Origin of the sequence: Bradyrhizobium sp. CB1015, from assembly GCF_025200925.1 — a bacterium.
Classification (GTDB): Bacteria; Pseudomonadota; Alphaproteobacteria; order Rhizobiales; family Xanthobacteraceae; genus Bradyrhizobium.
In genome coordinates this window covers 6,687,946-6,709,543 of the sequence record NZ_CP104174.1, presented here as the reverse complement: position 1 = coordinate 6,709,543, position 21,598 = coordinate 6,687,946, and the positions used below count along the sequence as shown (strand labels likewise).

At 64.6% G+C, this 21,598-nt stretch carries 20 protein-coding genes; 16 read left to right on the top strand and 4 right to left on the bottom strand.

Annotated elements, in window-relative coordinates; all coding sequences use genetic code 11:
* The first annotated feature begins 10 nt into the window (after positions 1-10).
* The 11 genes from N2604_RS31495 (at position 11) to N2604_RS31445 (ending at position 12,119) form a co-directional block, all read left to right on the top strand.
* A complete protein-coding gene (locus N2604_RS31495; protein ID WP_260371899.1) occupies positions 11-955 on the top strand; it encodes an ABC transporter permease in 945 nt (314 codons plus the stop codon).
* Positions 952-1,764: an ABC transporter permease gene (locus tag N2604_RS31490; protein WP_260371898.1), complete on the top strand. Its 813-nt coding sequence runs from the start codon at positions 952-954 to the stop codon at positions 1,762-1,764. Before N2604_RS31495 ends, N2604_RS31490 begins: the two co-directional genes overlap by 4 nt.
* Positions 1,761-3,368, top strand: coding sequence for an ABC transporter ATP-binding protein (locus tag N2604_RS31485; RefSeq protein ID WP_260371897.1), 1,608 nt, complete (start codon positions 1,761-1,763; stop codon positions 3,366-3,368). Before N2604_RS31490 ends, N2604_RS31485 begins: the two co-directional genes overlap by 4 nt.
* A gap of 14 nt (positions 3,369-3,382) precedes the next feature.
* Complete coding sequence (locus N2604_RS31480; protein WP_260371896.1) at positions 3,383-4,924, top strand: ABC transporter substrate-binding protein; 1,542 nt, start codon at positions 3,383-3,385, stop codon at positions 4,922-4,924.
* Positions 4,921-5,766, top strand: a complete 846-nt coding sequence (locus N2604_RS31475) for a polysaccharide deacetylase family protein (RefSeq protein ID WP_260371895.1) — start codon at positions 4,921-4,923, stop codon at positions 5,764-5,766. The genes N2604_RS31480 and N2604_RS31475 overlap by 4 nt, the downstream gene beginning before the upstream one ends.
* Positions 5,763-6,539, top strand: a complete 777-nt coding sequence (locus N2604_RS31470; RefSeq protein WP_260371894.1) for a polysaccharide deacetylase family protein — start codon at positions 5,763-5,765, stop codon at positions 6,537-6,539. Before N2604_RS31475 ends, N2604_RS31470 begins: the two co-directional genes overlap by 4 nt.
* A gap of 429 nt (positions 6,540-6,968) precedes the next feature.
* Positions 6,969-7,919, top strand: a complete 951-nt coding sequence (locus tag N2604_RS31465; RefSeq protein ID WP_260371893.1) for a PDR/VanB family oxidoreductase — start codon at positions 6,969-6,971, stop codon at positions 7,917-7,919.
* Between the two features lie 17 nt (positions 7,920-7,936).
* On the top strand, positions 7,937-9,277 hold the full coding sequence (locus tag N2604_RS31460; protein WP_260371892.1) for a Rieske 2Fe-2S domain-containing protein: 1,341 nt from the start codon (positions 7,937-7,939) through the stop codon (positions 9,275-9,277).
* The gene (locus N2604_RS31455) at positions 9,274-9,750 is read left to right on the top strand and encodes an aromatic-ring-hydroxylating dioxygenase subunit beta (protein WP_260371891.1); all 477 of its coding nucleotides are present in this window, start codon (positions 9,274-9,276) and stop codon (positions 9,748-9,750) included. Before N2604_RS31460 ends, N2604_RS31455 begins: the two co-directional genes overlap by 4 nt.
* Positions 9,751-9,757: 7 nt before the next feature.
* Complete coding sequence (locus N2604_RS31450; protein ID WP_260371890.1) at positions 9,758-11,374, top strand: ATP-dependent acyl-CoA ligase; 1,617 nt, start codon at positions 9,758-9,760, stop codon at positions 11,372-11,374.
* 16 nt (positions 11,375-11,390) lie between these two features.
* Positions 11,391-12,119 carry an SDR family NAD(P)-dependent oxidoreductase gene (locus N2604_RS31445; protein WP_260371889.1) on the top strand — a complete coding sequence of 243 codons (729 nt, stop codon included), beginning with the start codon at positions 11,391-11,393 and terminating at the stop codon, positions 12,117-12,119.
* A 121-nt stretch (positions 12,120-12,240) separates the two neighbouring features.
* On the opposite strand, the gene N2604_RS31440 is transcribed toward N2604_RS31445, so the two are convergent.
* The 4 genes from N2604_RS31440 to N2604_RS31425 form a co-directional block, all read right to left on the bottom strand.
* Positions 12,241-12,723 (bottom strand): MarR family winged helix-turn-helix transcriptional regulator, encoded by a 483-nt coding sequence (locus N2604_RS31440; protein ID WP_260371888.1) that lies wholly within the window; start codon positions 12,721-12,723, stop codon positions 12,241-12,243.
* On the bottom strand, positions 12,723-13,217 hold the full coding sequence (locus N2604_RS31435; protein ID WP_260371887.1) for a MarR family winged helix-turn-helix transcriptional regulator: 495 nt from the start codon (positions 13,215-13,217) through the stop codon (positions 12,723-12,725). The genes N2604_RS31440 and N2604_RS31435 overlap by 1 nt, the downstream gene beginning before the upstream one ends.
* A 156-nt stretch (positions 13,218-13,373) precedes the next feature.
* Entirely contained in the window at positions 13,374-14,939 is a 1,566-nt protein-coding gene (locus N2604_RS31430; RefSeq protein WP_260371886.1) for an indolepyruvate oxidoreductase subunit beta family protein, read from the bottom strand.
* Positions 14,936-17,095, bottom strand: coding sequence for an indolepyruvate ferredoxin oxidoreductase subunit alpha (locus tag N2604_RS31425; RefSeq protein ID WP_260371885.1), 2,160 nt, complete (start codon positions 17,093-17,095; stop codon positions 14,936-14,938). Before N2604_RS31425 ends, N2604_RS31430 begins: the two co-directional genes overlap by 4 nt.
* A gap of 127 nt (positions 17,096-17,222) precedes the next feature.
* Here N2604_RS31425 and N2604_RS31420 point away from each other — a divergent pair, with 127 nt between their 5' ends.
* From N2604_RS31420 to N2604_RS31400, 5 genes are read left to right on the top strand one after another with little or no spacing between them, the layout of a single operon-like run.
* Positions 17,223-18,245, top strand: a complete 1,023-nt coding sequence (locus tag N2604_RS31420) for a carbon-nitrogen hydrolase family protein (RefSeq protein WP_260371884.1) — start codon at positions 17,223-17,225, stop codon at positions 18,243-18,245.
* Between the two features lie 53 nt (positions 18,246-18,298).
* The gene (locus tag N2604_RS31415; protein ID WP_260371883.1) at positions 18,299-19,405 is read left to right on the top strand and encodes a cupin domain-containing protein; all 1,107 of its coding nucleotides are present in this window, start codon (positions 18,299-18,301) and stop codon (positions 19,403-19,405) included.
* 45 nt (positions 19,406-19,450) lie between these two features.
* Complete coding sequence (locus N2604_RS31410) at positions 19,451-20,359, top strand: fumarylacetoacetate hydrolase family protein (RefSeq protein WP_260371882.1); 909 nt, start codon at positions 19,451-19,453, stop codon at positions 20,357-20,359.
* On the top strand, positions 20,359-20,796 hold the full coding sequence (locus N2604_RS31405) for a thioesterase family protein (RefSeq protein WP_260371881.1): 438 nt from the start codon (positions 20,359-20,361) through the stop codon (positions 20,794-20,796). Before N2604_RS31410 ends, N2604_RS31405 begins: the two co-directional genes overlap by 1 nt.
* Positions 20,793-21,500, top strand: coding sequence for a hypothetical protein (locus tag N2604_RS31400; RefSeq protein ID WP_260371880.1), 708 nt, complete (start codon positions 20,793-20,795; stop codon positions 21,498-21,500). Before N2604_RS31405 ends, N2604_RS31400 begins: the two co-directional genes overlap by 4 nt.
* Positions 21,501-21,598 lie beyond the last annotated feature (98 nt).

Sequence of the window (21,598 nt, the reverse complement as noted above, 5' to 3'; positions counted from 1 at the left end):
AGGCGTCGGGATGTTGAGTTACCTCGCAAGACGACTGGCCATGACGATCCCGACGCTGCTGCTGGTCGCCGTCGCGGTCTTTGCGCTGGTCCGCCTCATCCCAGGCGATCCCGTGCAGGTGATGCTGGGCGATGCCGCCGATCCCGCGCAGGCGGCGCAGCTCCGCGCCCAGCTGGGACTCGACCAGCCGATCCCGGTCCAGTTCATGCACTGGATCGCCAAGCTCGCGGCCGGGGATTTCGGCCACTCCATCACCAACAACCTCGCGGTGCTGCCGCTGATCCTCGACCGCTTCCAGGTCAGTGCCGTCATCGTGCTGGTGGCGGTCGGGCTTGCTGCCTGCATCGCCGTTCCGGCCGGCCTCGTCGCCGCCTGGAAGCAGAACAGCCTGCTCGATCTCTCCGTGGTCGGCGGCGCCACGCTGCTGTTGTCGATCCCGAGCTTCTGGCTCGGCCTGCTGCTGTTGCTGCTGTTCGGGCTTAAGCTGAAATGGCTGCCGGTGATCGGCTATGTGCCGTTCGCGGAGAATTTCTGGCAGGCGGCGACCTTCATCGTGCTGCCGATCGCGACGCTGACCATGGTGGAGATCGGCGTGCTCACGCGCATGGCGCGCGCCGCCTCGATCGAGGTGCTCAGGCTCGAATATGTCACCCACGCCCGCGCCAAAGGCGTACCGGAATGGCGCGTCCTTGCCCGCCACGTGCTGCCCAACGCGTTTGCGCCGACCTGGACCCTGATCGGCCTCGTGCTCGGACATTTGCTGGGCGGCATCGCCGTGATCGAGACGGTGTTCACGCTGCCCGGCCTCGGCCGGCTCCTGGTCGATTCCATCTTCGCCCGCGACTATCCCGTGGTGCAGGGCTGCCTACTGTTCACGGCGGTGATCTACGTCGTGGTCAATCTGATCGTCGACCTCTGCTATCCGCTGTTCGATCCGAGGGTGACGGTGGCATGAGGATGCGCGCCAACACCGCGATCGGCGGCACCTTGATCGCGCTCCTGCTCGGTGCGGCGTTCACCGGTGCGTTCTGGACGCCGTTCGACCCGCTCCGTATCAATCTGCGCGCGCGCCTGCAGGCGCCGTCGTCATTGCATTGGTTCGGGACGGACGAGTTCGGCCGCGACGTGCTCAGCCGCATCATGGTCGGGGCCGGCGCAAGCGTCGTGATTGCCCTGATCACGGTGCTGCTTGCGGTGACCGCCGGCATGGTGATCGGCTGTGCGGCCGGCTACATCCGCGGCTGGGTCGATCGCATCATCATGGCGGTCAACGACGCGCTTCTGGCGTTCCCAGGCATATTGCTGGCGCTGGCGGTGATGATCGTGGTCGGCGCCAACAAGGCCGGGCTGATCCTGGCGCTTGGGCTCGCCTACATCCCCTCGGTGGTCCGCGTCGTGCGCGGCACCGTGCTGTCGATCCGCGAGAAGGAATATGTCGAGGCCTCGCGCGTCATCGGCAATTCTGAAGCCTATTCGATGTTCCGCCACGTGATGCCGAACGCGATCGCGCCGGTGGCGGTGCTTGCGACCAGCATGTTCGGCTGGGTGCTGCTCGCCGAGAGCGCGCTGAGCTTCCTCGGTCTCGGCGTGCCGCCGCCGGCGCCGACCTGGGGCAACATGCTGGCAGCGAGCCGGCCGTTCATGGAGACCGCGGCCTGGCTCTCGATCGCGCCGGGGCTCTGCATCGCGCTGACGCTGCTCGGCATCAACCTGCTCGGCGATTCCCTGCGTGATCGCCTCGACCCCAGGATGGCGCACGGATGACGCTGCTGTCGGTCGAGAATCTGCGCATTGAGGCCCCCGCCAGCAAGGCGGCGATCGTCGAGGATTTGTCCTTTGCCGTCGAGCGTGGCGAGTTCCTCGCCGTCGTCGGCGAATCCGGCAGCGGCAAGACGGCGGCGGCGCGCGCGGTGCTCGGCCTGTTGCCGCCAGGGCTGCGCACGGCCGGCGGCCGCATCGTGCTCGACGGCATCGACCTTGCGAATGTCTCTGCGCGCCAGATGCGGACGCTGCGCGGCCCTGTTGTCGGCATGGTGTTCCAGGAGCCGATGGTCTCGCTCAATCCCGCCATCAGCGTCGGCGCGCAGATGGCCGAAGGCCTCGGTCTGCACGAGCGGCTCGGCAAGCGCGAGATCAAGCGCCGCTGCCTCGACATGCTGGCGCGCGTGCAGATTCGCGATCCCGAACGGACCTTTGACGCCTATCCGCACGAATTCTCCGGCGGCATGCGCCAGCGCATCATGTTGGCGTCGGTGATGCTGCTAAAACCAAAATTGCTGATCGCGGACGAGCCGACCACGGCGCTCGATACATTGACGCAGCGCGAGGTGCTCGATCTCATGGTTGGGCTCGCCCGCGACCACGGCACCTCGGTGATGCTGATCACCCACAATCTTGGCCTCGTGTCGCGATACGCGCAGCGCGCGCTGGTGCTGCGCCAGGGCAGGATGGTCGAAACAGGCACGACGCGGCAGATCCTGTTTTCGCCGCGCGAAGCTTATACCAAGCGTCTTGTCGAGGCCCTGCCGCGTCGCGGCGCCACGACGAAGGCGCGACAGGGCGGCGAGCCTCTCGTCAGCGTGCGCGGGCTCAAGGTCGGCTTTGCCGGGCGGCAGCGGCTGTTCCGCCGCGATAACGGCGTCTCCGCCGTCAATGGCGTCGATCTCGACATCGCCATGGGCGAGACCGTCGCCGTGGTCGGCGGCAGCGGTTCGGGCAAGACCACGCTCGGCCGCGCCATGCTGCGGCTGATCCCGACCTCGGGCGGTGCGATCAGGTTCCGGGGCAGGGACGTGACCGCGACCATCGATCGCGACTTCCGTCTGGCTTCGCAGCTCGTGTTCCAGGATCCTTATTCCTCGCTCGATCCGCGCATGCGCGTCGGCGAGATCGTCGCCGAACCGTTGCGCCACATGCCGAAACTGACGCCGGCCGAACGCGACAGGCGCGTCGAGACGATGCTGGAGGAGGTCGGGCTCGCCGGTTTGGCTGCGCGCTGGCCGCACGAACTGTCCGGCGGTCAGCGGCAGCGCATTGCGATTGCGCGCGCCATCGTGCGCGAGCCGGCCTTCGTCGTCGCCGACGAGCCGGTATCGGCGCTCGACATGACCATCCAGGCGCAGGTGCTCAAGCTGTTCGAGCGGCTGCAGGCGCAATACGGATTTGCCTGCCTGTTCATCAGCCATGATCTCGCCGCCGTCGAGCAGGTCGCCGACCGCGTCGTGGTGATGCAGGGCGGCAAGATCGTCGAGCAGGGCTCGCGCGACGACGTGTTCGATCGCCCCCGGCACGACTACACCAAGGCGCTGCTCGCGGCCGCGCCCGTCCTGGATTTCGCCGGGGCGACGGCGGAGCGTGCCTCTGGCTGAACGGGATCTTGCGTATGAAACGGTTTGTCGTTGCGTTGTGCCTGGTGCTTGCGTCGCTGTCCGCGGCCTGCGCCGAGAGCGTCCTGCGCAGCGTGGTCACCACCGACATCCGCGGCCTGATGCCCGGCAACAGCCCTGACGACAACACCGGCCTCGTGCTGCAACAGATCTATGAAGGCCTCGTCGCCTGGCGCAGCGACGGCACCGTTGCCCCGATGCTGGCCAGGGCGATCGAGACGTCGGCGGACGGGCGCACCTACACCTTTACGCTGCGCGAGGGCGTGACCTTCCACAACGGTGCGCCGCTGACCTCGCGCGAGGTGGCGTGGACCTGGGAGCGCTTCCTCGATCCGAAATCCGCCTGGCCGTGCCGGACCAATTTCGACGGCACGCGCAAGATCAAGATTGTCGAGATCACGGCGCCGTCGCCGGAGCAGGTCGTATTCCGGCTTGAAGAGCCGAGCGGCGCCTTCCTCAGTGCGATGGCGCGGGCCGATTGCGATGGCACCGGCATCGCGCATCCGGACTCGGCCGGACCCGACGGGACTTGGCAGAAGGCGATCGGCACCGGCCCGTTCAAGCTTGCCGAATGGCGCCGCGGCCAGTTCATCGAGCTGGTCCGCAACGAGGCCTATGCGGCGCGCAGTGAGCCGGCCGACGGCCTCGCTGGAGCCAAGCCTCCCAAGGTCGACCGTGTCAGGCTGTCCATCGTTCCCGATCCGGCGGCAGCGAAGGCCGCGATCCAGTCCGGCAATCTCGACCTCTGGCCGTCGATGGATCCGAAATTCGCCGGCGAGCTGAAGTCGGCGGGCCTCGTGATCGCCTCGGCTCCGGTCGCTTCGCTGAATGCGATCGTGATGCAGACGAAAGATCCGCTGCTCAAGGACAAGCGCATCCGCGAGGCGATCGCGGCCTCGCTCGATTATGCCAGTATGAGCGACAGTCTGACCGACGGTTACGCTAAGCCAAGCACCTCGCTCGTGCCGCTCTCGAGCCGCTACTACGGTGCGGTGGAGCAGGCCGGCCAAAGCCTCGACATCGCGCGCGCGAAGAAGCTGCTGGCCGAGGCGGGCTACACGGGCGAGCCGATCAGGATCACCACCAATTCACGGTTTCCGGTGATGAACGACGTCGCCGTTCTGGTGCAGGCGATGGCGCAGCAGGCGGGCCTCAATCTCTCGGTCGAGGTGGTCGAGTTCGCGGCCCAGCTCAGCCGCTACAACAAGGGTGACTATCAGCTGATGGTCTGGAACTACACGCCCTATCTCGATCCGGTGTTCGGCCTCGACCGCTTCATCGGTGACAAGGCCGTGCAGCCGGATCGTGTCTGGGGCAATAGCGATGCGATCGAGCTGCTGGCCAAGCTGATGGAGACGCCCGCACCGGAGGCGCGCCAGCCGCTGTTCGATGTGCTTCACAAGCTGTTCGTCGACGATGCGCCGATGATCGTGTGGAGCTCCGGCGTCAACGTCTCGGCGGTGTCGCCCAGAGTGCGGGGCTATGCGCCGTGGGCCGGCCGCAAACCCCGCTTCTGGAACGTCGAGGTTGTCAGATGATCTCCCTTGCCCAGCGCAGGCAACATGCCTGGCCGGACGGCGCGCGCTGCGTGGTCGGGCTCACGCTCGATTTCGACGGCACCTCGCTCGAACGCGGCCGCGGCCAGCTGCCGCTCGGGGCGCGCTCCCACGGCCGCTATTCCGCCAAATGCGGCATCCCGCGCTTCGTCGACATGTTTGCGCGCCACAGCGTGCCCTGGACGTTCTACGTCTCCGGCTATGATGCCGAGGAGAGCCCTGATCTTGTTCGCGACATCTCGCGCTCGGGCATCGAGATCGGCTCGCACGGTTATTTTCATGAAGGTGTCGATCCCGGCGATGCCGAGCCGGAGCTGCTGGAACGGACGCACCGGCTGCTCACGGAAATCACCGGCATCGCGCCGCGGGGATGGCGCTCGCCGTCCGGACACAAGACCGCGCGCACGCTGCGCAAGCTCCGCGAGCTCGGCTATGTCTACGATTCCAGCGACAAGGATTTCGACCTGCCTTATCTCGCGCGCTATGACGGCGAGGAGCGCAGCGACTATGTCTGCCTGCCCAACAACACATCGAGCCTGGACGATTTTCCGTTCTACCGTGTCAGCTACACACCGCCGTCGGAGGTGCAGGTGCACTGGCAACAGGAGTTCGACGCCATCTACGCCGAGGGCGGCTACTACAACCTGACCTTCCACCCGCGCGTCGGTTACGGCTCGGGATCGCCGGCGCGCGTCGCGGCGGTCGAGGGCTTGATCGCATATGCCAAGCGCCACGAAGGCGTACGCTTCGTCGGCATGCTTGAGCTGGCGGAATGGTGTCTGAAGCGTCCGACCGACTGGCAGCGGGACTGGAGCGGACAATGAGCAAGCCAGCCGTTCCCGTCATCGTGACCGTCAACCTGCAGGGCAAGACGGTGGAGCTGACCCAGCTTGGGGAAGACACGCTGTTCGGCCGCGCCTCTTACGGCAAATACGCCTACGCGGTTGGTTGCGAGCGACTGTTCGGGCTGCTCGACCGCCACGGCATCAAATCCACCGTGTTCGTTCCCGGCGCGGAGGCGGAGGCCAATCCCGCCTACATCGCCGCGCTCGCCGGCCGCGGACACGAAATCGCCGCGCACGGCTGGGCGATGGAAGAGATGGCCGCGGCCGGCATCGACGAGCGCGCGCTGCTGGAGCGCACGCATCGGGCGCTGTCGCGGATTGTCGGCCGCGCGCCGCGCGGCTTCCGGGCCCCGCATGGCCGCCTCACCGAACGCACGCTCGGGCACCTCGCCGATCTCGGCTATCGCTATGATTCGAGCTTCCAGGACGACGACCATCCGTACCGGCTCGATGCCGATGGTGGCCGCGGCATGGTCGAGGTGCCGCATGCGGAGATCCTGATCGATGCGACGCTCTACGGCCAGCGCCAGACCCATGACCGCGTCATGAAGATGTGGCGCGAGGAGATCGAGGCGATGCATCGCGAGCGTTGCCTGATCACGCTGACGCTGCATCCGCGCAGCGACTATGGCAGCGCGCGGGCGAGCCGGATCGCAGCGCTGGACAGGCTCTTGTCGTGGCTACGAGATCTACCCCGTGTCTCGTTTCTTACCTGCGAGGAGATGGCGCATCAGTACGATTTGAAATCGTAGAGCAGAGGCTTGCAGCGTCGCCTTGATCCGGGCAATGCGGGGAAATGTAAACTTGGACCCGCCTTTTCGGATCCAAACGGTCGCCATGACGCATTCGCACGGATTCCATGTTGCGTCATGTCGAAAAGATCTACGTTTGTTTTCAAGGCTTCCCAAGCGTTGCCGGCGGCTCCCCGGGAGACGGCTGCAACACGAACGAGTTCAGGTGGCTGCCTCGAATAGCAATTTGAGGAGGTTGCAGGTCCGGGCCGGCGCTGTCACCGGAAGGTCGCCGAATGCGTCTTCGATCGGCTTGAGGGAGAGACCCTGAGAACCCGGCTGGCGGTCCATTGATTGCATCATCCGGACCTGCCCCCCGCGTTGACGATTGACAGCGAATTATTACATGTCTAAAAATATGCAAATTCATATAATCCATGAGATGCCTGAATGGACGTGCATCCGCTCAAGCTCAAGGTCAGGTCGTATGTCGCGGAGACGCCGTTCATACGGAGCCTTGTGTTTGGTGTGGAGGACGGCGTCGTGCCGCAATGGCAGGCAGGCGCGCATCTCCGCGTGGCGCTCCCGAATGGCGGAGACCGGCCGTACTCGCTGATGGCGTTGCCCGGTCTTCCCGAAGATGCGCTGGCGCTTGGTGTCCTGCGCGAGGAGGCTTCGAGCGGCGGCTCGCAGTTCATGCACGCGCTCAAGGTCGGCGACGTCGTGAAGGCGAGCGCGCCGGTCAACAATTTTCGGCTGCACGAGGGAGCAGCGCCGGCGCTGCTGTTCGCCGGCGGCATCGGCATCACGCCTGTTCTGTCGATGGCGGCGGAGCTGGCGGCGCGAGGAAGCTCATATCGCCTGCACTATGCGGGGCGCACGCCAGGATTGCTGGCGTTCCTGCCGCAATTGCAGGAGATCTGCGCCGGAGGGCTGTCCGTCCACTACGACAGCGATGAGTCCCGCCTCGACCTTGTCGCGGCGCTCGGCGATGCCGCGGCAAACGCCCACGTCTATGTTTGCGGCCCTTCGGGCATGATCGACGCGGTGAAGGCCGGTGCGGCCGCCGCCGGCGTGTCAGCCGACCGCGTTCATTACGAGCTCTTCAAATCCGAGCAGCCGCTGTCGCCTGACCGGCCGTTCGAGGTCGAGATCAAGTCGACCGGGCAGGTCGTCGGCGTTGCGGCGGGGCAGAGCATCATCGAGGCGCTGGAGGCGGCTGGTTTCGACGTGCTCTACGACTGCCGGCGCGGCGATTGCGGCATCTGCCAGTGCGGCGTGATCGCGGGAGTCCCCGATCATCGCGACGTCATCCTTAGTGACGAGGAGAGGGCGTCCAACAAGGTCATGCAGATCTGCGTGTCACGCGCGAAGTCGGAACGTCTGGTGCTGGATCTCTAGGGGATGCGAGGGACGCCATGAAAAGATACGGTGGGAATGCCCACGCGATTGCGGCGCTGGTGCGCGAGGCCGAGGTGTATCGCGACGTCTATGTCGACCCCGAGATCTTCGAGCTCGAGATGGAGCACCTGTTTCCCAACAGCTGGGTCTATGTCGGCCATGCCAGTCAACTTGCAAAACCCGGCGATTTCATCACGGCCAATATCGGCCGGCAGCCGGTCATGGCCAGCCGCCATAGCGACGGCTCCATCCATGTGTTCTACAATCGCTGCCCGCACAAAGGCGTGAAGATCGCGTCCGAACCCTGCGGCAACACCGGAAAGTTCTTCCGCTGCCCTTATCACGCATGGTCCTTCAAGACCGACGGCTCGCTGCTCGCGATCCCGCTGAAGAAAGGCTACGAGGGCACCGGCTTCGGCGACACCCAGGCGAATGAGGGGCTGTCGAAGATCAGGAACGTCGTGATCTACCGCGATTTCATCTTCGCTCGCCTGAGCGATGACGGCGTCTCCTTTGAGAATTATTTCGGCGAAAGTCTTTCGACCATCGACAACATGGTCGACCGCTCGCCGGAGGGGAAGCTCGCAGTCCAGGCGACGCCGATCCGCTACATGCACACGTGCAATTGGAAGATGCTGGTCGAGAACCAGACCGACACCTGCCATCCGATGGTGGCGCATGAGAGCTCGGCCGGCACCGCGGTCAAGGTCTGGAAGCGCGAGCAGGGCGATTCCACGGAAACACCGATGGCGGTGCAGCTCTACGGTCCCTTCATGAGCCCGTACGAGTTCTACGAGCAGAGCGGCATCCGGATCTGGCCGAACGGCCACGGCCACACCGGCGTCGCCAACTCCATCCATTCGAACTATTCGGATATCCCGGGCTATCTCGACCAGATGGTCGCGGCCTATGGCGAGCAGCGCGCGCATGAGATCCTTGGCGAAGTCAGGCACAACACCGTCTACTTCCCGAACATCATGGTGAAGGGCGCGGTCCAGATCCTGCGCAATTTCATCCCCATCGCGGTCGACAAGACGCTGGTCGAGAGCTGGGTCTATCGCCTGGTCGGCGCGCCCGACAAGCTCTACGAGCGCGCATTGATGTACAACCGCTTCATCAACGCGCCGACCTCGATCGTCGGCCACGACGACCTCGAAATGTATGAGCGGGCGCAGGAGGGACTGAAGTCCAACGGCAATCAATGGGTCAATCTGCGGCGGCTCTACGACGGCCATGAAGAGCAGGACGTCACGGCGGTGATCAACGGCACGTCCGAGCGGCAGATGCGGAACCAGTTTCACGCCTGGGCGAAGTTCATCACCATGGGCATGGACGAGCGCATCGAGGCCGCGGAATGATCGGCGAGAACACCATCACGGACTTCATCTATCGCGAGGCCGAGCTGCTCGACGCGATGGAGTGGCAGGCCTGGCTCGATCTGTTTCACCCCGAAGGGCGTTACTGGATGCCGCTCGAATGGCAGCAGCAGGATCCGGTGCTGCAGCCGTCACTGATGTACGAGGATCTGCTGCTGCTGAAGGTGCGGGTCGAGCGGCTCGCCGGCGAGCGCACCTTCAGCCAGAAGCCGAAGAGCCGTTGCCATCATCTGCTCCAGGCTCCGCGGATCGTCGCGTACGATCCTGCTGCCGGCGTGTTCAAGGCACGAACCTCCTACATCTACACCGAAACGCGTGGCGATATGCTGGAGCGCTATTCGGGATGGGCCTCGCACGAGCTCGTGCAGGTCGGCGATGCCCTGAAGATCAAGCTCAAGCGCGTCGATCTCGTCAATTTCGATGCGCCGTTCGGCAATATCCAGCTTTTCATGTGAGGCTGCCTTGACCGCTGCGACCACCGTCCATGCCCGTTTTCGAGAGACCGCGCTCCGCCGTGGCGAAGCCGGCTTCCTCAACGTGCTGCCGGAGACAGCAGGCATCTACGGCATTGCGGCGGGCGAGATTTCCTACCGCGCGATGCTCGAGCGGGTCGAGCGCCGGCGCGCGGCGTTTGCTGGCCGCGGTTACGGCGAAGGCCACCGGGTCGGGCTGCTGCTCCAGAACAGGCCCGTCTTCATCGAGCTGTGGTTCGCGCTCAATGCGCTCGGCGTCTCGGTGGTGCCGATCAATCCGGACCTTCGTCGCAGCGAGCTCGAATACATCATCTCGCATTCCGAGATGAATGCTGCGTTCGTCCTCGCCGAACGGCGCGAGGAGGTGGCGCTGGCCGCGCGTCAGGCCGGCCGGCCGATCGCTGTCGTGGCCGATCAGGACGACGTTCCCGCACCGTTCGGCGGTGCGCGGCCCCCCGCCGCCGCAAGCGAGGGGAGCGAATGCGCGCTGCTCTATACGTCGGGGACGACGGGCCAGCCCAAGGGCTGCGTCCTCACCAACATCTATTTCCTGCATTGCGGAAACTGGTATCGCGACGTCGGCGGGCTGATCGACCTCAAGCCAGACGGCGAGCGTATGATCACGCCGCTGCCGCTGTTCCACATGAACGCGATGGCGGTGTCTCTGATGGCGATGCTGTCGGTCGGCGGCTGCCTGACCATGCTCGATCGCTTCCACCCGCGCAGCTGGTGGGCCTCGGTGCGCGACAGCCAGGCCACCTGCCTGCATTATCTCGGCGTGATGCCCTCGATGCTGATGAGCGCGCCACCATCGGAGCTGGACCGCGCGCACAGCGTGCGCTTCGGCTTCGGCGCCGGCGTCGACAAGCTGCTGCATGCCACGTTCGAGCAGCGCTTCGGCTTTCCGCTGCTGGAGGCCTGGGCGATGACCGAGACCGGCAGCGGCGGCGTCATCGCCGCCAATGTCGAGCCGCGCAAGGTCGGCACCAGCTGTTTTGGTCGCCCGGCCCCCGAGATCGAGGTTCGGATCGTTGATGACCGCGGCAATGATGCGCCGGTGGATGTGCCCGGCGAGCTGTTGGTGCGGCGCGCCGGCGCCGATCCGCGCTACGGTTTCTTCCGCGAATATCTCAAGAACGAGGCTGCCACCACCGAGGCGTGGGCCGGCGGCTGGCTGCACACCGGCGATATCGTTTCGCGCGATGCGGACGGCGACCTGCACTTCGTCGATCGCAAGAAGAACGTGATCCGTCGCTCCGGCGAGAACATTGCCGCGGTCGAGGTCGAATCCGTCCTCAACCGCCATCCCGCGATCCGGCAGGCCGCGGTTGCGGCGACGCCGGACCAGGTGCGCGGCGACGAGGTTGCCGCAATCATCATCACTGAGAAGGCCGGCGCGGACCGCGCGCTCGCCGAAGAGATCGTGCGCTGGAGCCTCGAGCAGATGGCCTATTACAAGGCGCCGGGGTGGATCTGCTTCGCCGACAGCCTGCCGCTGACCGCGACCGAGAAGATCCAGCGCGGCGGGTTGAAGGATTTCGTCGGGAAGCTGATGGCCGAGGGCGCGTTCTTCGACCTGCGTGACCTCAAGAAGCGTCAGGTCTGATCAAGAAGGTCTGATCATGAGCGAGATCCGCACCACCCTCATCACCGGCGGCAATTCGGGGATCGGCGAGGCCCTGGCGAAGAAGCTCGTCGAGAGCGGGCAACGCGTGGTCTCGGTCGGGCTGGAGAAGCCCGGCTGGACGCATGATCTGCTCGCGGCCTATCGCGCCGACCTCACCGATATCGAACAGACGCGTGCGATCGCGCAGGAGATCTGCCGGGATCACGCCGTGGACAGCCTGGTCCACAATGCCGGAATCATCCTGCCGAACCTGCTGCCCGACGCCAAGCCGGAAGACATATTGATGCTGGCGCAGTTGCATCTGGGCGCGCCGATGCTCCTGACCCAGGCGGCGCTGGAAGGGATGCGTGCGCGCCGCTTCGGGCGCATCGTGTTCGTCTCTTCGCGCGCCGCGATGGGGGCAGCGACGCGCTCGGCCTATTCGGCCACCAAGGCCGGCGTGCACGGCATGGCAAGGACCTGGGCGCTGGAGCTTGCCGCGAGCGGCATCACCGTCAATGTCGTCGCCCCGGGGCCGATCCTGACGGACAATTTCTGGGGCATCATCCCGAAGGGCTCCGAGCAGCAGGAGCGGATGGCGCGCAACGTTCCGGTCGGGCGGCTCGGCTCGCGCGAGGATGTCGCGCACGCAATCTCGTTCTTCCTCGACGAGCACTCCGATTTCGTCACCGGCCAGGTGCTCTATGTCTGCGGCGGTACCAGCCTCGTCGGACTTGGGCCGTAGTTCCTTAGCGTTCAAGCACGACGAGATTGGTACGGAGCTTCGCCCCGCCGGTACACCTCTCCCTACGGGAGAGGTGTATTGAGTCCGCCGCCAGACCGATCGAGCCCAAAATCATCAAGCTCTAGATCTGGTTCAGGCGGATATTCTCGACCATCTTGGCCAGCACGCGCGCGCAGACCTCGATGTCGTCGGGCTCGATGCCCTCGACCAGCTTGTCGTAATTGTTCGCCATGATCGGCCAGATCTTGCGCAGCAGCGCTTCGCCATCCGGCGTCAGGCCGACGACGCGGCGGCGCTGGTCCTCCTCGGCGATCTCGCGCTTGACGAGGCCCGACGACACCATGGACTCGACCATGCGGCTCGCCGTCGACTGCTCGGTCACCGCGAGAACGGCGACCTCGTTGACGGTGAGGGTCCTGTAGATGAACAGCACCGACAGCGTCCGGAACACGACATTGTTGATGCCGTGCTCGCTCAAATCCCGGTTCTGATCCAGGTTCCAGCGATTGGCGAGCCGGTTGAACAGATACGGAATATAGGTTTGCAGCTGCTCCCTCGTCCTCGGCGGACCCGACTTCCATCTGCTTTTGGATTCTCTGGCCATTATCTCTTGCGACTTTGCTTCTTGCTCTCGGTATGAAGTTTTGAGGAAAGCGATTTCAGCACGGACAGCGCGGTGTCCAGCTCCCGGGCCGGGACGTTCTCGAGCCGTTTGGCGAGATGCTTCTTGTGGATTTCGGCCGCCTTCCGGAACAGCGCTTCGCCTTTCGGCGTCAGGCGCACGATGAAGGACCGCCGGTCCTCGCTCGACATCTCCCTGCTGATGAGGTCGTCGGCGAGAAGACGTTGCACCAGCCCCGAGACATTGCCGCCGGTCACCTTCAGATTTTGCGACAATTGCCCGAGCGCCAGGCCATCCCGGTAACGATCGAGCTGGGCCAGCACGTCAAATTTTGCCAGCGACAGGCCGAACTCCGAGTTCAGCATCGAATTGAGCGAGGCGAACAGCTCACCATGCAGCGACAGCAATTGGAGCCAGAGCCGGGTTTCGATCTGCCCAAGGACGGGAACAACGTTCTCTTTGAGTGCTGCCGGCATCGCATGACCATCGAGTACAGAATGTCTCGTCGAGTGAAGGGAATTACCGCGGGTCTTTCGCTCCGATTAACAATCTGAGAATCGTAGTCAAGCCGCCTGATCCTGACCTCCTGCGAGGCGAACGGCAATGCAATCCTGCGTCCGGCGCCCGTGGAATCATGCAAAAGTCTTGATGGTCTGGATCACGCCGTCGAGCGCCGTTCCGGCGCTGTCCTTCAGCGCAGCCTCCCGCAGGCGGCGCGCCCAGTCGGCCGCATCCTCGCGGCGCTCCACCAGCTTGATCGCCGCGAGCGTCCTGTCGAATTTCGACAGCCCCCGGCTGTGGGTATCGGAATAGCCTTTGACGAGGCGTCGGCATTGCAGGATTTCGATGCCGAGCTGGTAATTGGTCCGGACCGCCTCGGTCGCGGCCTTGAGCCATGAATCCCGGTGCGCCGTCTCGATGGCGTGACGCAGCGAGCGGCGGCGCAGGCCGCGCATCCCGCCGACGACATAGAGGACCAGGAACCAGGGCAGCGAGTAGGTTCGCACCCGGCGTCCCCGGTTGACGCGGCGATCGAGCCAGCCGAGCAGGCGCGGCCGCGCGCCGAGCCAGCGGCCGAAGCCTGCCGGCAGCATGCCCATCACTTCCTCCATGCGGGGATGCATGAACTCGGTGGTCTGGAGCACCTGTCCGTTCGACATCTCGAGCTCGCTCTCGATGCGCGCGCGGCGGCCGGCGCGCGTCTTGAGGTCGGCGACGCGGATGACGTCGTCATAGGTCATGGCGTTGGCGAGGTACTTTGCCGCGGCTTCCGTGAAGGCATAGGCATGTGCGCCACCGCCGGCGTTTCGGTCGGCTGCGTGCAACGTCTTGAGGATGTCGAGATATTCGCCGCCATAGGCGATGTCCTGGAAGTCGACGACCTTCCGCAAGCCTGCACGAGCCATGGCGAGTGCAGGCCCGGGCAGCTCCTGTTTCAATCTTGCGACAAGCTCGCCGAGCTGCGGATCGGGCGCCGCGGAAGAGGGGATATTGTCGGCCGGTTTGGCTTGCGCGGGCGCCGTAACTTCGGTCGGGCCGGTCTTGACCCGCTCGAAGGCGGCCTCGAAAGTCTCGACGCTGGCCTTCGCGCCTTTGCCGCCGGTGCGGATGACGTCGAGATAGCTGTCGCGGCTGAACGGCAGCACGCCTGCGCCTGCGAGCGCGCCGAACATCGCGGCCGAGATGACGCTGCCATGCGCGATCGCCAGCGCGTTCAGATCGAAGATGATCTCGGTCTTCGCCGCAATTCCGATGGCACCGGTCACGGCGCCGCCGTCGGCGATGCCGTTGCCCGGCGCGATCTTCTCGCCGATCGCAAACGAGCGGTGGTTGGACGCGATCAGCGTGGTGCGATCCGGCGTCACGAGGCCGCGGAGGATCGATCGCCCGGCCTCCATGAATTCCGCCGCCATCACCACGTCGACGTCGCCCGGGGTGGGCATCAGCGACAGGATCGGCTTGCGGCCGTCGAGCGGCGGCATCGCCTCGATATAGTAGATGGTGGCGCCGGTGCGCTGGGCGACGCCGGGCACCGAGGTGGACTGCGCCACCCAGCCATGGTTCTCGGCGAGCTGAACGATCCAGTCGGTCAGGACGCCGCCGCCCTGGCCGCCCATCGCGACAATCGCGATCGAGATCGGCCGCTCGGTCGCTTCGCCTGCGGCGGGAAGAGCCAGCCGGACCGTCTCGTCTCTCATGCCAGTGCCTCGAGTGCCGGCCGCCGGCGGTCGCGCCGACGCTGCAGCCAGCCGATCACGCTCATGGCGACCTTGGATTTGAACATGTCCCAGCGAGTCGGATTATGGATGACGTCGGCTCGATAGAACGAGGGGCAGAGCACGGCGGCCTCGGAGACCTCGCCGCAATTGCCGCAGCCGACGCAGGAATTGTCGATCGCCGCGACCGGATCGTCGCGCAAGGGGTCGTCGAGCTGCTTCACCGACAGCGACGGGCAGCCGGAGAGGCGGATGCAGGCATGGTCGCCGGTGCAGACGTCTTCGTCGACGCCAAAGCGCTCCTTGACGACGCGCGTTCCGTCCTTGATCGCCTTGTTAATCTGCGGCTTCACGCGCCGCTGCTTGTTCAGCATGCATTCGGAGGAAGCGACGATGACCTTCGGGCCTTCCTCTTTCGTCGTCAGCGCTTCCTTCAGCGTGTCGCGCATCTTGCCGACGTCGTAGGTGCGGTCGAGCTGGCGCACCCACTGGCCGCCGATGCCCTTCACCGCCTGCACGATCGAATTGTTGGTCTTGCGGCGCTTGTTGACCGCGCGCGAGGACAGGATGTCCTGACCGCCCGTCGCCGAGGTGTAGTAATTGTCGACGATGACGAACACGCCGTCATGCTTGTTGAACACGGCATTGCCGATGCCGCTGGTCAGTCCGTTGTGCCAGAAGCCGCCGTCGCCCATCACCGCGATCGAGCGCTTGTCGGCCTTGACGTTGAAGGCCGAGGTCGAGGCCGGGCCGAGGCCGAAGCCCATCGTGGTCGCGCCGATGTTGAACGGCGGCAGGATCGAGAACAGATGGCAGCCGATGTCCGCGGAGACGTGGTGCTGGCCGAGCTCTTCCTCGACCAGCTTCATGGCGGCGAAGATCGGCCGTTCCGGGCAGCCGGTGCAAAGCCCGGGCGGGCGCGCCGGCACCACCTGCTTGAGCTTCTCGACCGCGGGGTGATTGAGCACGGACGCTGCGTCCGGCGCCGGCGGCCGATTGCCGAGCAGCCGCGGCTCGGTCTTCTCCAGGAATTCCCTGACGCCGCCGAGCAGCACCTGTGCGGTGTAGTCGCCGCCCATCGGCAGCACGTCCTTGCCGTGGACGCGCGCCTGGATGTCCTTGCGGCGCAAGACCGTATTGATCGCCTGCTCCAGATATTCCGGCTGGCCTTCCTCGACGATGAGCACGGCGTCCTTGTCGACGCAGAATTCCGCAACCTCGGTGTCGATCACGGGGTAGGTGACGTTCATGACGTAGAGCGGGATCTGCGTGTTGCCATAGGCATCCGACAGCCCCAGATATTGCAGCGCGCGGATGACGTTGTTGTACATGCCGCCTTGCATGATGATGCCGACCTTGCCCTGCTTCGGCCCCATCCACTCATTCAGCTTGTGGTCCCGAATGAATTCAACAGCCGCGGGCATCCGCGTCTTGATCTTCTCCTGCTCGTGCTCATAGGCCGCCGGCGGCAGCACGATGCGGTTGACGTCACGCTTGGGATTGTTGAGCGCGTCCTTGATGGTGTGCGCCGGCCTGACATTGTCCTTGCAGGCGAAGCTGCCGTGCATGTGGCAGGCGCGCACGCGTACCTCCAGCATGACCGGCGTGTTGGAGAACTCGGAGAGCTCGAAGCCTTTCTCGATCAGATTGACGATGCATTCATGCTCGGGGCGGGGATCGAGCAGCCACATCTGCGACTTCATCGCGAAGGCGTGGGTACGCTCCTGCATGATGGAAGAGCCTTCGCCATAGTCCTCGCCGACGATGATCATGGTGCCGCCGGTGACACCGCCCGAGGCGAGGTTGGCAAGAGCGTCGGAGGCGACGTTGGTGCCGACGGTCGACTTCCACGCAACCGCGCCGCGCAGGGGATACATCACCGATGCCGACAGCATCGCCGCGGCGGCGGCTTCGTTGGCCGAGCTCTGGAATACGACGCCGAGATCGTCGAGCACGTCCTTGGCGTCGGCCAGCACGTCCATCAGATGCGAGATCGGCGAGCCCTGGTAGCCGCCGACATAGGCGACGCCCGATTGCAGCAGCGCCTTGGTGATGGCGAGGATGCCTTCGCCGCGGAACGTGTCGCCGTCGCCGAGCCTGAGATCCTCGACCTCGCGAGCAAAAGACCGTTCAGCCATTGCACCCTCCAGAAATATGCTATAGCATACGTTTACATGTGAAGTAAGTCAACGCCGCGCCATGCTATCACCCTTGCGGATCCACCCTCCGACTAGGCGGTCATGGGCCAGCGACAGGGTAGGGCCGATGCTGAAGCTGCCTCGCTTTAAAGCTGCCGCCGTCCAGGCTTCTCCAGTCTATCTCAACGCGAGCGCGACCGCGGAGAAGGCGGCTTCACTGGTCCGTGAGGCCGCAGCCAATGGGGCGAAGCTCGTCGCGTTCCCCGAAGTGTTCGTTCCCGGCTATCCCTATTGGAACTGGATCACCGATCCCGTCACGGGCAGTGCATGGTTCGAGAAGCTCGCCAAGGCGTCGGTGCTGGTGCCGGGGCCGGAGGTCGACATCGTCCGAAAAGCCGCGCGCGATACGGGATGCCACGTCGTGCTCGGCGTGAACGAGCGCAGCCCGATCTCGCTCGGCGCGATCTACAATACGCTGGTCTTCATCGGGCCTGACGGCGCGTTGCTCGGCAAGCATCGCAAGCTGGTGCCGACCTGGGCAGAGAAGCTGACCTGGACCGGCGGTGACGGGTCGAGCCTGCGCGTCTATGATACCGAGATCGGGCGTCTCGGAGGCCTGGCCTGCGGCGAGAACACCAACACGCTCGCACGCTTTGCGCTGCTCGGGCAGGGCGAGCTCGTACACGTCGCCAGCTACATCTCGCTCCCCGTCGCGCCCCCTGACTATGACATGGCGGAGGCGATCAAATTGCGCGCGATTGCCCACTCCTTCGAAGGCAAGATCTTTACGATCGTCTCCTGCTCGACCGTGTCGGAGCAGATCATCGCGGCGATGGAGACCGTCGTTCCCGACGCACGCGCACGTTTGCAACGGAAGTCGAGCGCATTCTCCGGCATCATCGGGCCGGACGGGCGCGTGGTCGGTGATTCGCTGATCGACGACGAGGGCATCGTCTATGCCGACATCGACCTCGAGCGCTGCATCCAGCCGAAGCAGATGCACGACATCGTCGGGCACTATAACCGGTTCGACATTTTCGATCTGCGGGTCAACCGTCGTCCGCAGACGCCGCTCGGTCTGGCAGAGCCGGAAGCCGTCGCCGGACAAGAGCAGGCGGGCTTCTCGTCGATTCCAGGTCAATCGGAATGACGGGCTAGTTCCCTTGAGGGTGCGGGATCATAAGACAGGACTTGGAGGATAGGATGCGCGAGAACGTGATCGGCCGGGCCAATGTCGAGGACACCCCCGAGCTCAAGGCCTATTACAAGGATCTCGAAAGGTACGAAGCCGGAGCGCTCTGGACCGTCGCCAACAAGATCGAGCCGTGGGCGCCGCAATCGGCCTCGGTTCCCGTGCTCTGGCGCTACAAGGATCTGCGCGAGCACGTGCTGCGCTCGGTCGAATTGGTCTCGCCCGAGAAAGCCGGCCGGCGGGTGATCTATCTCAACAATCCCGGACGGCGCGACGTGTCGGCCGCGGTCGGCTGGCTCTATTCGGGATTGCAGGTGATGCATCCCGGCGAGGTCGCCTCCGCCCACGCCCACTCGGCCTCCGCGCTGCGCTTCATCATGGAAGGCGCGGGCGCCTACACCATCGTCGACGGTCACAAGATGACGCTGGGCGCGCGGGATTTCGTGCTGACGCCGAACGGCACCTGGCACGAGCATGGCGTCGAAGGCAACGGCTCGGTCTGCATCTGGCAGGACGGCTTGGACATCCCGCTCGTCAACGCGCTGGAAGCCAATTTCTTCGTCGTGCATCCGAAGATCCAGCAGGAGCCGTCCGGCTATCCCGTGGACGACATGACCCGGACCTGGGGCAATCCCGGTCTTCGGCCGGCGGACTCGCGCTGGTCGAAGGGCTATTCGCCGATGTTCAAATATGAGTGGGAGCCGACCTACGAGTCCTTGCAGAAATATGCGGCCGCGACCGATGGCTCGCCCTATGACGGCATCCTCATGAACTACGTCAACCCGGTCACCGGCGGGCATGTGATGCAGACGATCGGTGCCAGCATGCAGCTGCTGCGCCCCGGGGAGAAGACCAAGTCGCACCGGCACACCGGCAGCTTCATCTACCAGGTCGCCAAGGGGCGCGGCTATTCGATCATCGGCGGCAAGCGGCTCGAATGGGAAGAGCGCGACATCTTCTGCGTTCCCTCCTGGGCCTGGCACGAGCACGGCAATGCCTCGGCGAGCGAGGATGCCTGCCTGTTCTGCTTCAACGACCTGCCCGTCATCGAAGGCCTCGGGCTCTATCGGGAAGAGGCCTATGGCGACAATGGCGGTTACCAGTCGGTTGCCGCCTGACATGCCCTTGCAGAATTCAACCAGAACAGCCGGATAGAAGCTTTCATGCGTCTCGTCACCTACACTTTGGGCGCCAGCGGTGCCCGTCTTGGAGCCCTCGTCAATGGACTGGTCGTCGATGTCGAGCACCTTGGTGCGTCCAGCGGCGTGACATGGCCGAGTGATATGTTGTCGTTCATCGACAACAGCGTGACCCTGCTGCCAGCGCTTAAGGATGCGCTGGCGGACGCCGATGGCCGCTTCCCGGCCGGCTCGGCGGTTGCGGTCGAGGATGTAAAGCTGCAGGCGCCGATCCCGCGGCCCCGGAAAAACATCTTCGGCATCGGGCTGAACTATCGGGCGCATGTGGCGGAATCCGCCAAGAGCCTGGATACGGACAAGGACCTGCCGAAGCAGCCGGTCGTCTTCTCCAAGCCGCCGACCTCCGTGATCGGCCCGGGCGCGGCGATCCAGCACAATGCGAAGATGACGCAGCAACTCGACTGGGAAGTCGAGCTCGCCGTCATCATCGGCAAGACCGCAACGCGCATCGCGAGCGATAAGGCGATGGACCACGTCTTCGGCTATTCGGTGATGATCGACATTTCCGCGCGCGACAATCGCCGCGCCGGACAGTGGATCTTCTCCAAGGGCATGGACACTTATGCGCCGTTCGGCCCCTGCATCGTGACCGCCGACGAGATTCCCGATCCACACGATCTGCGGCTGTGGCTGACCAAGAACGGGGTCATGAAGCAGGACTCCAACACCAAATACATGATCTTCGACATTCCGGTGCTGATATCGGACATTTCGTCGGGCATGACGCTCGAGCCGGGCGACATCATCGCCACGGGTACGCCTGAAGGCGTCGGCGCCGGCATGAGCCCGCAGGAATGGCTTTGGCCGGGCGACGTGGTCGAGGCCGGCGTCGAGGGCGTCGGTGTCATCCGCCACCCCGTTGTTGCGATCTGATGACGAATTTTTCGTTCGATCGCGAGCTCAGGTTCGGAGACTGCGATCCCTCGGGCATCGCGTACTTCCCGTCCTATTTGAACATTCTCAATGGCGTCGTCGAAGATTTCTGGGCTGGAATCGGTTTTCCATGGCCGGAGCTGATCACGGTCCGGAAGATCGGAACGCCCACGGTGCACCTGAATTGCGATTTCTCCCGGCCGTCGATGTTCGGCGATCTCCTGACGTTCAACCTGCGCATCATCAGGGTCGGTGGGTCATCTCTCCATCTCGAGCATGTCATCTCCGGCGCGAATGGCCCGCGCTGGCGCGCGCGCCAGATCCTTGCTGCGACCTCGCTGCTCGATCATCATGCGATTCCATGGCCCGATGACATTCGCGCCGCACTGATGGCGCATGTGAGTGTGGGCGAGGGAACCGAGGCAACGCCCGCATGATCTCGCTGTTCATGGCATTCTCCGATTCCACGGGCGAACGGCGGGTTCGTCCTGATGAGGTTGGCACTGTGGCGGAGCTCGTCGGCTCGATCCCCGACATGACCGAGGCGATGCTGTTCACGCCGCTCGAACAGTCGGTCGACCATCCTTACAAGGCAGACGGCGCCGGCCCCGCCTTTGCGCTTCAACTCCGGTTTCCCGACCTGTTCGCCTGCGAGGCGGCGATGGACCGCGGCGGCGTCCTTGCCGGCCTGGCAACAGGGGCCGGGCTATCCGGCCTCACCGGACTCGATGTCACACACCAAGTGATGTTGACGCGCGCGTTTCCCGTCGATGTCGCGGAGCATCCGGCGGGAACGACTAGTCCGTGCAGTTACCTCGTGCACTATCCCGGCCCGGCCGAGGATATGAACGCCTGGAACCTGCATTATCTCGAGCACCACCCGTCGATCATGCGGACCTTCCCGAACGTCCGCCAGATCGAGATCTACACCCGCATCGACTGGGTCGATCGGCTGCCATCGCAGCGCGTCGAGCACATGCAACGCAACAAGCTGGTGTTCGACAGCCCGCAAGCCCTCGCGCACGCACTCGGCTCTGACGTGATCAAGCACATGCGTGCGGACTTCGTGAAATTCCCGCCATTCGCAGGCGGCAACAAGCATTTTCCGATGCTGACCAGAGCGGTGGGGGCGAGGTCCTAGATAGGCGAGAGCGTCGGAAGAAATGGCATCGCACGGAAATTCAGACTGTCGGCGCGTCTGCAGTGTGCTTGTGAAAACGCAGAGCTATCGCATTTGAG

What these genes read in the sequence shown, in the direction of transcription:
- N2604_RS31495 (WP_260371899.1), top strand. Translation starts at nt 11, where the DNA reads ATGTTGAGTTACCTCGCAAGACGACTGGCCATGACGATCCCGACGCTG.
- N2604_RS31490 (WP_260371898.1), top strand. Translation starts at nt 952, where the DNA reads ATGAGGATGCGCGCCAACACCGCGATCGGCGGCACCTTGATCGCGCTC.
- N2604_RS31485 (WP_260371897.1), top strand. Translation starts at nt 1,761, where the DNA reads ATGACGCTGCTGTCGGTCGAGAATCTGCGCATTGAGGCCCCCGCCAGC.
- N2604_RS31480 (WP_260371896.1), top strand. Translation starts at nt 3,383, where the DNA reads ATGAAACGGTTTGTCGTTGCGTTGTGCCTGGTGCTTGCGTCGCTGTCC.
- N2604_RS31475 (WP_260371895.1), top strand. Translation starts at nt 4,921, where the DNA reads ATGATCTCCCTTGCCCAGCGCAGGCAACATGCCTGGCCGGACGGCGCG.
- N2604_RS31470 (WP_260371894.1), top strand. Translation starts at nt 5,763, where the DNA reads ATGAGCAAGCCAGCCGTTCCCGTCATCGTGACCGTCAACCTGCAGGGC.
- N2604_RS31465 (WP_260371893.1), top strand. Translation starts at nt 6,969, where the DNA reads ATGGACGTGCATCCGCTCAAGCTCAAGGTCAGGTCGTATGTCGCGGAG.
- N2604_RS31460 (WP_260371892.1), top strand. Translation starts at nt 7,937, where the DNA reads ATGAAAAGATACGGTGGGAATGCCCACGCGATTGCGGCGCTGGTGCGC.
- N2604_RS31455 (WP_260371891.1), top strand. Translation starts at nt 9,274, where the DNA reads ATGATCGGCGAGAACACCATCACGGACTTCATCTATCGCGAGGCCGAG.
- N2604_RS31445 (WP_260371889.1), top strand. Translation starts at nt 11,391, where the DNA reads ATGAGCGAGATCCGCACCACCCTCATCACCGGCGGCAATTCGGGGATC.
- N2604_RS31440 (WP_260371888.1), bottom strand. Translation starts at nt 12,723, where the DNA reads ATGGCCAGAGAATCCAAAAGCAGATGGAAGTCGGGTCCGCCGAGGACG.
- N2604_RS31435 (WP_260371887.1), bottom strand. Translation starts at nt 13,217, where the DNA reads ATGCCGGCAGCACTCAAAGAGAACGTTGTTCCCGTCCTTGGGCAGATC.
- N2604_RS31430 (WP_260371886.1), bottom strand. Translation starts at nt 14,939, where the DNA reads ATGAGAGACGAGACGGTCCGGCTGGCTCTTCCCGCCGCAGGCGAAGCG.
- N2604_RS31425 (WP_260371885.1), bottom strand. Translation starts at nt 17,095, where the DNA reads ATGGCTGAACGGTCTTTTGCTCGCGAGGTCGAGGATCTCAGGCTCGGC.
- N2604_RS31420 (WP_260371884.1), top strand. Translation starts at nt 17,223, where the DNA reads ATGCTGAAGCTGCCTCGCTTTAAAGCTGCCGCCGTCCAGGCTTCTCCA.
- N2604_RS31415 (WP_260371883.1), top strand. Translation starts at nt 18,299, where the DNA reads ATGCGCGAGAACGTGATCGGCCGGGCCAATGTCGAGGACACCCCCGAG.
- N2604_RS31410 (WP_260371882.1), top strand. Translation starts at nt 19,451, where the DNA reads ATGCGTCTCGTCACCTACACTTTGGGCGCCAGCGGTGCCCGTCTTGGA.
- N2604_RS31405 (WP_260371881.1), top strand. Translation starts at nt 20,359, where the DNA reads ATGACGAATTTTTCGTTCGATCGCGAGCTCAGGTTCGGAGACTGCGAT.
- N2604_RS31400 (WP_260371880.1), top strand. Translation starts at nt 20,793, where the DNA reads ATGATCTCGCTGTTCATGGCATTCTCCGATTCCACGGGCGAACGGCGG.